At 45.0% G+C, this 10,413-nt stretch carries 6 protein-coding genes; 5 read left to right on the plus strand and 1 reads right to left on the minus strand.

Annotated features, from left to right (window positions below):
* The first annotated feature begins 9 nt into the window (after nucleotides 1-9).
* The gene (locus L4D78_RS21720; RefSeq protein WP_428468852.1) at nucleotides 10-4,200 is read left to right on the plus strand and encodes a transporter substrate-binding domain-containing protein; all 4,191 of its coding nucleotides are present in this window, start codon (nucleotides 10-12) and stop codon (nucleotides 4,198-4,200) included.
* 132 nt (nucleotides 4,201-4,332) lie between these two features.
* On the opposite strand, the gene L4D78_RS21725 is transcribed toward L4D78_RS21720, so the two are convergent.
* Nucleotides 4,333-4,674, minus strand: a complete 342-nt coding sequence (locus L4D78_RS21725; RefSeq protein ID WP_428468853.1) for a Grx4 family monothiol glutaredoxin — start codon at nucleotides 4,672-4,674, stop codon at nucleotides 4,333-4,335.
* Nucleotides 4,675-5,082: 408 nt separating this feature from the next.
* On the opposite strand from L4D78_RS21725, the gene sodB reads away from it, so the two are divergent.
* From sodB to L4D78_RS21745, 4 genes are all read left to right on the plus strand, one after another.
* Nucleotides 5,083-5,667 (plus strand): superoxide dismutase [Fe], encoded by a 585-nt coding sequence (sodB, locus tag L4D78_RS21730; protein ID WP_428468854.1) that lies wholly within the window; start codon nucleotides 5,083-5,085, stop codon nucleotides 5,665-5,667.
* A gap of 287 nt (nucleotides 5,668-5,954) precedes the next feature.
* A complete protein-coding gene (locus tag L4D78_RS21735) occupies nucleotides 5,955-7,028 on the plus strand; it encodes an efflux RND transporter periplasmic adaptor subunit (protein ID WP_428468855.1) in 1,074 nt (357 codons plus the stop codon).
* Nucleotides 7,028-10,120: an efflux RND transporter permease subunit gene (locus tag L4D78_RS21740; protein WP_428468856.1), complete on the plus strand. Its 3,093-nt coding sequence runs from the start codon at nucleotides 7,028-7,030 to the stop codon at nucleotides 10,118-10,120. Before L4D78_RS21735 ends, L4D78_RS21740 begins: the two co-directional genes overlap by 1 nt.
* Before the next feature lie 121 nt (nucleotides 10,121-10,241).
* On the plus strand, nucleotides 10,242-10,413 hold a 172-nt coding region (locus tag L4D78_RS21745; RefSeq protein ID WP_428468594.1), incomplete at its 3' end, for a transposase domain-containing protein.

The raw sequence follows: 10,413 nt of genomic DNA on the forward strand, positions 1-10,413 counted from the left end.
ATGTAAAGCATGCTACATGCTATTCGAACGGCTATAAGGCTCACTATTTTTATCTCACTTGTTCTCTGTTCATTCAGGCTTTTTGCGGCACCAGAGCAAGAGACAAGTTTCAACGACAATGCATCACAACCGGTCTTGAAGATCGGTCTTCCCTATTTCAGCCTGCCTCCCTATATCTATATCCATGATTCAATTGACTCAGCGCTTATTTCCCCACAAGGTTATGCTGTCAATAACGATGCTTATAGTGGTTTATTCATTGATGTATTAAAGCAAGTATCGACCCATGCCGATCTTAACTTTCAACTGGTGTTTTATCCGACCTATGAAGACGTGACTACCGCCTTCAAGGCTGGGGAACTCGATTTATTACTCGGGGTATCTTCAACGTTTGAGCGCCAAAAGTTCATGGCTTTCAGCGAACCTATCTTTTCGATCCGCCGTGCCGTTATTACACAAAGTAAGCCAATTAACCGCTATCAAGAATTAAATAATAAAGCGATTGCCGTTGAACAAGGCTTTGCCTTACAAGAATTACTGCCAGCACTTTTACCTAAAGTACAGCTGCACTCTGTCCCTAATAGCGCCACGGCGATTAAATCCATCGAAAATAATACCTCTTTTGGTTATATCGGTGATGCCGCCGTCCTGTCGAACCTACTGAAGCAAAATAATAACCAAGATTTATCACTGTCAATCTTACCGGGATTACCAACCAACCACTTACACTTCGCTACTCAAAAAGGTAAACATAAGTTATTAAGCCGCATAAATTTCGCATTGGAAGACATCAAGCGCGACAGTATGAAAGCGATTTATAATCAGTGGCTAACACCCGACCAACAGAACATGTTCACTCACTATGGCCAACTGAGGCTCACCGCGGAAGAAAGAAACTGGTTAGATGCTAACCCTTCAATTACCGTTGGTGTTCATCGAGACTGGGCACCTTATGACTACATTAATCCCCAAAACCAACATACCGGCCTAAGCGCCGACATACTCAATATACTCAGCTACGAGCTAGGCATAAAATTTAACATTGAGTCTTCACCCTCATATTCTGTATTACGGGATTCATTCGCTGCCGGTAATATCATGATGCTTTCCTCTGTTGCTGAAACGCCAGAAGACAGCCAACAAATGTACTTCTCATCGCCTTATATTCAAGAACCGTGGGTCTTGTTTGGGCGTACCAGTGGGACGTTCAATGATATTTTTCAGAAAACCAAAACTCGAGTTGGGATCATTAACAACACCGCAGGGGATATACTTCTGCCTCGTGTCTGTGAAAACTGCGAGCCAGTCTCGTTCATCAACCAAGTTTCTGCTTTTCAGGCGCTACAAAAAGAAGAAATAGATCAAGTTCTTACATCATTGCACCATGCATCCCCATTATTGCAGAGCGACTATATTGGCCAATTCAAAATGATTGGCCAGATACAACAAGAGAACTTGCTACCACTACGGTTTGCAGTCAATTACCGCCACCCGATCTTACTCAATATCATTAATAAAGCGTTAGCGACCATTCCTGAAGAAGAGTACTACCGCGTAGAGCACCAATGGCTCACCTTTGATTACCAAGAAGGCTTAGCGCCAATGGCTGTCGCTAAATGGGCAGGGTTAATTTCAGCACTTGGATTAATCATTATCATCAGTGTCATTGGCTGGAATCGGAAAATGGCGCAAGAGATTTTACAGCGAAAAACGGCGGAGCGCCGTGCAAAACGGGCAGAGCAACGCCTACAGCAATTAGCTGATAACCTTGATGGTATAGTGCTGCAACACGTCCAGCCTTCTATATCCGACCCTCTCACTTTTCATTTTACATTCGTCAGCGCAGGCATTACCGAGTTACTCAACATTTCAGCCGAGCAGCTGTTTAACACTCCGGCCGCTTTACTTGAGCAAATGCAAATTGATGATTTATCCGCGCTTAAACACAGTATGCTCAGCGCCTGCCAAGAAGGACATTGGGATCATGAGCAAGCCATGAAAAGCCATAATGGCCAGACAATATGGGTACAGTTTAAAAGTCGGATTACCCCTCATGAAGACAACGGCTATTACTGGAATACTGTCGTTACTGACATTTCGCTGCTCAAGCAGCAACAGCAGGCATTAGATGACGCACGCCAGAAAGCCGAAATTGCGACAGCAGCAAAGTCACAATTTCTAGCCACTATTAGCCATGAGGTTCGTACGCCCATCAGCGGTATTATGGGGTTACTAGAATTGATGTCTGATCAGCCTCTCAACGAAGAAACACGCAGTTTACACGGCGGCCTCACTCAGTCTGCACGCAATATGCTCCACATTGTGAATGATGTATTGGACTTCTCGAAAATCGAAGCAGGCAAACTTGATCTAAACCCCACAACCGTTCAATTAGGTACCACCTTGGCCCGCATCATTCAGCCCCAATCGATACATGCGCAACAAAAGAGCCTAGCCTTCCACTATTGGCAAGACCCCTTGTTAGCACACAGCCATTTCGTTGATGACATCCGTTTACATCAAATACTGAACAACTTTTTAAATAACGCGATTAAGTTTACCCAACAAGGGACAATCTCACTGATCGTCGATGTACACACTCAGCAACAAAAGCTCCCGCATCAAAGCAATACGCAAAATGTACAGGTAGTGCGTTTTAGCGTGAAAGATACAGGCATTGGGATTTCACAGCAGCAACAAGAAGCCTTATTTAAACCTTTTGAACAAGCGGATCAAAGCACTAGCCGTCGGTTCGGCGGGACTGGGCTTGGGTTGGCCATTGCCCGCAAACTAGTAGAGCAGATGAATGGTACAATCACAGTCTTCAGCGAGGAAGGCAAAGGCAGTACATTTGCGGTTACGTTACCTCTTACTGTTACTAACCAGCAGTCCTCGCTGCATCAACAAGTTCCCCTGAATGAAAAAAGTGCGCTGCTATTTGGTTACTTCATTCAACGCGAAGAGCTCTACCAATACCTACGCCATCACGATATGACTCCTGAGCTGTCGACGGCAGTCAACCCGCAAGCTATTAGTGACATTTTAAAACGACAACAACCTGATTTTGCCTTTTTTGCTCAATCTATTTGGCAGCAACTTAAGCAGAAGACCCCCAACTTCTTAAATGACTTACCTAACTGTAAAGTCATCATTATTAATCAAAACCCGATGCTGTCCCCTGAGCCTCTCGATAACCAGTGGTGGATTTCCGTTAACCCACTGCTTCCTGATAATTTATTTCATGTCATGACACAACCCATTAAAGAAGCGACTGCAATAACAAAAGCATCGACACTCACGCCAATAATGACAGAAACAAAAGAAGAAGCAGAAAGCAACGGACGACTCATTTTGGTCGCAGAAGATCACCCCATCAACCAGCAAGTCATCGCCAAACAGCTGGTTAAAATTGGTGTTCATGCCGATATTGTCAGCAATGGTCTTGAAGCTTTAACCGCACTCAAAGAAAAGCGTTATGGGCTACTGCTGTCAGATTGTCATATGCCGGAGATGGATGGGTACACGTTGGCAACAACTATTCGACAGCATCACCAAACAGATGAAGCCACCAATAACATACAAAGTAACTTACCTATCATTGCGCTAACCGCCAATGCGATACAAGGTGAAGACAATCGCTGCTACGCCGTTGGCATGAATGACTTTTTAATTAAACCTGTTTCTATAACGAAACTTCGTCAAGTCATTAATAAGTGGCTACCCGAACCAGATGAAGATACAGAAGAAATCACTCAAGTGAGCACAGCCAATGATTTCGGTGCTTTATTTGGTGATATATCGATGATGCTCGAGACACCAGAATCAGATCCACTCTTCAAAAGTGAACAAATTGATAATGCCAACCATAATCAAGCCACTACCGTTGACGCCATCAATTCAGTACTTGAGCGCGATAAAGTGATGAGTATTTTTGATGATGAAGAGCTGACTGATAGCTTGATAGATGAATTCAAAATAAACCACCAGCAAGATCTCGCACTGCTTCAACAAGCACTAAGCACGAATAATCAAGAGTCCGCTGCCGATGTTGCCCACAGGATGAAAGGTGCAGCGCGGATGCTGGAGTGCGAGACATTAGCAGCACCACTAGAGCAAATTGAGCATCAGGCCAATCACAACCAACTCACCCCAACTGCAGAGGCGGTGATTTTACTTCAAACTCTCAGCAAGCRATTATAAGGGGCTACTTCCTCCTTATTTCAATATATTACCATCATAAAAAACGCCCCGACCAAGTAATTGGTCGGGGCGTTCCTCTAAATTATCATTGCGGTTAATCGGTCAAACCAGCACTAACCGCCGCAGATAACCTTATTCAGCAGCAGCTTCACCATCACGGCGTGATGCAGCATCTTTGATAAGAGGCTGAAGCTCACCTTTTTGGAACATTTCGATGATGATGTCACAGCCACCAATTAGCTCACCGTCAATCCAAAGTTGTGGGAACGTTGGCCATTGTGCGTAAACTGGTAGCTCAGCACGGATATCCGGGTTTTGTAGGATATCAACATAAGCAAACTTTTCTCCACAGCCCATTAGAGCCTGAGATGCCTGAGATGAAAAACCACAGCTTGGCAGTTTTGGTGAACCCTTCATGTACAACAGAATGGCGTTTTCAGAGATCTGTTGCTTAATTTTATCGATGGTTTCCATAGCTTCCTCTTACGACTTTTGTTTGTACCAAACAAATTCTACTGCCTGACTATTTAACATACACATAGCCCTGCTTTTTATGTTCAGTATTATAAGTTGAATATCACAAGCACATTCTACTGCCTTGAGCCTCGGAAAAAAACGCCTAAAAGTTATAAGGGTATTGTTTTCGTCATGATCTGCCTTTTCACGCACCTTTTTATGTTAAGGGGGTTTTAATAAAGAAAAAACTTGCTAAAATGATTCCAACATCACAACTCGCATACTTACCCTTGGGTATAGTAATGTCGTGATAATACCCACCAAGCGAATAAGATGGGTATCAGTCAGTTAAAAATAAATTGGCAACAAGCCAATTGGAAGCAATGTTTCAGAACCAGCCCCCTCATTAAAATGGAGAATCGAGCAATGGCATTCGAACTACCCGCTCTACCTTACGCAATCAACGCTCTTGAGCCACATATCTCTCAAGAGACACTTGAGTACCACCACGGCAAACACCACAACACTTACGTTGTTAAGCTAAATGGTCTAGTTGCAGGTACAGAGCTTGCTGAAAAATCTCTTGAAGAAATCATCAAGACTTCTACTGGCGGCGTTTTCAACAATGCAGCTCAAATCTGGAACCACACGTTCTACTGGCACTGCCTAAGCCCTAACGCTGGCGGCGAGCCTACTGGTGCAGTTGCTGAAGCAATCGCTCAGTCTTTCGGTTCTTTCGAAGAGTTCAAAGCAAAATTCACTGATTCAGCAATCAACAACTTTGGTTCTTCTTGGACTTGGCTTGTTAAGAAAGCTGATGGCTCTCTAGACATCGTTAACACATCTAACGCTGCGACGCCTCTAACAGAAGAAGGCGTTACTCCGCTTCTAACTGTTGATCTGTGGGAACACGCTTACTACATCGATTTCCGTAACGTTCGTCCAGACTACATGAACGCTTTCTGGGCACTAGTAAACTGGGAATTCGTTGCTAAGAACCTAGCAGCTTAATCCATTACTGGTTCCCCCTAACCTCTGCTTAAGCGAGGTTAAAGCCAGATTGAAGCGCCTGCATTTATGCAGGCGCTTTTTTTATTCTGTTTTCTTACCTGTCATAAACCATGTTGACTAAACCGCCCCTCACCCACTGACTCCCTGTGCGTATCAGCCTAATACACATAAAAAGCTATAAAATATATAAATTCGTATAGATTCATAGTGTTGATTTACGTTTCCCTGACAATTTACTGAACAAATAGAAGTAAAAAAGCGGGAGTATTCAGCAAAAAGATACTCCTATGACTAAATTTTCAGCTCGCAAAACGCTTATCACGACCCTGCTTTGCTTTGCTCCGGCAATCAGTGCTGCCAACAACGCAGAGTCTTCTGCGATCCCTGTTACTGTTGAACTTGTCACGACCAAAAACATTACACAACACATCGAAGAAGTAGGAAAAATCACTGCGCTCGATTCCGCTAACCTGACTTTTAGCGCTGGTGCAAAAATCCAAGCCATTCACTTTAATGATGGTGATGCCGTTAAAGCAGGTGATGTTATTGCCAACTTAGACAGTACCAAAGCAGAAGCGGATTTTGATAAAGCACAAAGCTCACTCAATTTGGCGAAAACTAAATTAGACAGAACGCAAAACCTACTCGCAAAGCAGCCTGACGCCCTATCCCCACAGGATGTAGACGAATTAAAAGAAGAAGTTAATCTGGCTGCTGCTGACTTTCGTCAAAAGCAGGCCACATTGAAAGATTACACTATTGTCGCGCCATTTGATGGACGTCTCACAACATTCACCTACTCGGTTGGTAGTCATATTGACGCATCAACCCCGCTCGTTAGCCTGTATAAACTTGACCCGGTAAAAGTGACTTACGCCATTAGCCAAGAAGATTTAGGCAAAGCCAGTAAAGGGCAAACCGTCACAGTAAGCGTATCTGCTTATCCGGATAAACAATTTCAGGGCAAAGTTGATTACGTTGCTCCTGCGGTTGACGAAAGCTCCGGCCGTGTTGAGGTACACGCCAGTATCGATAATCCAGAGCTCACGTTGGCACCCGGTATGTTTGCCAATGTGAACCACCAGCTAAAAACCAGTAGCAACCAACTCATCGCCCCACAAAATGCGGTTATCGCAAGCAATGAGCAACGGTATATCTGGGTGCTTGACGGTAACAAACCGCAAAAGAAAAACATCACTCTGGGTGCCAATACCAATGATGGCGATGTCATCATTCTAAAAGGTCTAGAAAAAGGCGATATGGTTGTGACAACTGGCCAGCAAAAGCTTACAGAAAACAGCACCGTCAATGTATTAGCCCCACATGCTGAACCGCCATCGAATACTGAAGGAGGTAGCTAATGCGCTTACCCGATATTTGTATCCGTCATCCCGTTTTTGCATCAGTGCTCAGTATTGCCATCGTGTTGCTTGGCCTACTGTCATTCCAAAAACTATCGATTCAGTATTTTCCTGAGCACCAGACCGCGACTGCGACGGTTAGTGCCAATATCACAGGTGCCAGTGCCGAATTTATGTCACGTAATGTGGCAGACAAGCTCATTGATGCTGCGACCGGTATAGATAGCATTGATACCATGACCACAGATTGTGTCGAAGGCAGCTGTACCTTAAAAATCAATTTCGCCGATGACGTCGATGACATTGAGTACACCAACTTGATGAATAAATTACGCAGCGGTGTCGAGGGCATCAACGACTTCCCCCCTAGCATGACCGATAAGCCAACAGTAACAGATAATACTTCTGATACCGGTGCTGCCAGTAACGTCATCACCTTCGTTAATACCGGTGGTATCGAACAGCAAGCAATGTATGACTATATCAGCCAGCAGCTGGTGCCACAGTTCCGTCATATCCAAGGTGTGGGTGGGGTATGGGGGCCTTATGGTGGTTCAGCCAAAGCCGTGCGTGTATGGCTAAAGCCGGAGCGCATGAAAGCACTGAATATCAAAGCCGCCGATGTCGTTGGCACACTAAGCACTTATAACAGCAGCTTTACTGCTGGCACCATTGTCGGCGAAGCACGTGATTTTTCTATTAACCCTGTCAACCAAGTCGATAATATCAATAAGGTTAGCGACTTGGTGATCCGTGTCGATAACGGGCAAGTCATTCGAGTGAAAGACATCGCTGACGTCATTATGGGGGAAGAAAGCCTTAACCCTAGCCTATTATCGGTGAGTGGTGATCAAGCGATGTCACTACAGGTATTGCCACTAAAAACAGAAAATCCTGTTGTAGTGGCCGATCGGGTCAAAGCGGCAATTGAAACCATGCAGACCAAGCTACCCGATGGCATTGAAATGAAGATGGTCTACAATCAGGCCGATTTCATAAAATCAGCCATTGATGAGGGCTTCGCCACATTGGTTGAAGCCATCATCTTAGTCTCGATTGTCGTTATGCTGTTCCTTGGTTCATTCCGGGTGGCATCAATCCCCATAATTACCATTCCGGTTTGTGTAATTGGGGTCTTTGCAGTGATGGCATGGCTCGGATTCAGCATCAATGTACTCACTATCCTTGCCATTATTTTAGCGATTGGCTTAGTGGTCGACGATGCCATTGTGGTCGTCGAAAACTGCTACCGCCATATCGAAAATGGCGAAACACCGTTTAATGCCGCATTGAAAGGCAGTAAAGAGATTGTATTCCCAGTCATTGCCATGACCCTGACACTGGCCGTCGTCTATTTGCCAATCGGCCTCATGTCAGGCTTAACTGCGGATCTATTCCGTCAGTTTGCCTTTACCCTTGCCGCTGCGGTAATCATCTCAGGCATCGTTGCCCTAACACTCTCCCCAATGATGAGTGCTTATTTGATCAAGCCTGCAAGCCACAAGCCGCGTTGGTTCATGCATGTTGATCACCAGCTCAACCGTCTCGCCGATGCTTATAGCCGCGAGCTAAATAAATGGTTTAACCGCAAAGCAGTAATGGCTGGTATGGCATTCGTTCTGCTGGGCGTCTCTGGTTTTGCTTTTGTGCACATGCCGCAGGTCTTGCTGCCAACCGAGGACTCGGGCTTTATTGATGTCACATCAACTGCACCAACAGGTGTCGGGCGCCAATACCACCTCACTCATAATACAGAGCTGAACAGTGTGATGGCGGATAACGAGGCGATAGAAGCAAACCTGTCTTATATCGAAGGTACGCCAACTAACCACGTATTGCTCAAACCTTGGGGAGAGCGAACCCAAACTGCCGACGAGGTGATCACCGATTTAATCAACAAAGCGAATAGCACAGTCTCTGCTTATGATATGTCATTTTCAGTTCGCTCAGCCGATAGCCTGAATATCGATAACAACCTGATCCTTGAACTGACAACAGTCGATCGCAACACCGAAGAGCTGGCAGCCAGTGCTGAAGCTGCCGCTAAGCTATTCGATGAATACCCCGGTTTAACCAATGTAAAGAACTCAACAGTACGCGATCAGATCACCTATGATCTGACCATTGACCGTAATGCCATTGTCTTATCGGGTGTGAACTACAGCGATGTCACTAACGCATTATCGACCTTTCTTGGCTCGGTGAAAGCGGCAGACATGCAGGCAGAAGATGGCTTTACCTATCCCATTCAGGTACAGGTTAACCGGCAGGATCTCGGCAATTTTAATGTTTTAGATAAACTCTACGTTAGCTCGGAATCAGGTCAGAGCCTACCGCTGTCACAATTTGTCTCTATTGAACAAACCACGGCAGAGTCGAGCTTTAAGACTTACATGGGGCGAGATAATGCCGAAATAACGGCAGATTTAATGCCTGGTTATACGGCCAGTGATATCAAAGCTTTTATTGATCAGCAGTTACCGCCACTACTTAGCGATGCACAAGGCTATGCCTATAACGGTACTGTAAAAGTACTTAATGATTCACAAGCAGGCACTCAAATACTGTTCCTGCTGGCACTGATTTTTGTTTACCTGATCCTTGCCGCCCAATTTGAAAGCTTTATCGATCCACTGGTCATTATGCTTACCGTGCCACTGTGTATTGTCGGTGCATTATTGACGCTATCGTTATTTGGTCAGAGCATGAATATCTACTCAAAAATTGGCTTACTTACATTGGTCGGTTTAGTGACTAAACATGGGATTTTGCTGGTTGAGTTTGCCAATGAACAACGCAGGCAGGGAATGCCAGCACTCGATGCAGCCGTTGAAAGTGCACGTTCTCGATTACGCCCTATCCTGATGACATCATTAACAATGATTTTAGGTGCGCTGCCACTGGCCTTCGCGTCTGGCCCCGGCTCTCTAGGACGAGTTAACATCGGTTTAGTCTTGGTCGGAGGATTAATTGCAGGAACCTTCTTCTCACTGTTCGTGGTACCCGTCGCCTATGTGGCAATGGCCCAGTTAAAGGATAAACTGCGGGGTGTCTTGCGTCGCGGCGACAAACAGGCACAACCTGTCGCTTAAGCTTATTTGATTACAGCCAATAAAAACGCCTGCATTAGCACAATGCCGATCGTTTTAAGTAATTGAACGATCCTTAGAAGGCTTCATAATCGGTCTCAACATTGTTGAGGCCGATTTTTTTATGTCTGAGTTTTCTAGAGAGCTACAAGTTACTGCTGAGTTTTGCCAAGACCATCATATCGATGCATTTTCAAAGCACATTCCATTGGAATGGGTCCAAGAAGCTGTTAAGCAAACAGGCAGAGCCTCTGTTCGCAAAAGACGTTTTCCTGCCGAACAGGCTGTATGGCTAG

The sequence above is a fragment of the Photobacterium minamisatsumaniensis genome, assembly GCF_050336695.1.
In the GTDB taxonomy this organism is placed as follows: Bacteria; Pseudomonadota; Gammaproteobacteria; order Enterobacterales; family Vibrionaceae; genus Photobacterium; species Photobacterium minamisatsumaniensis.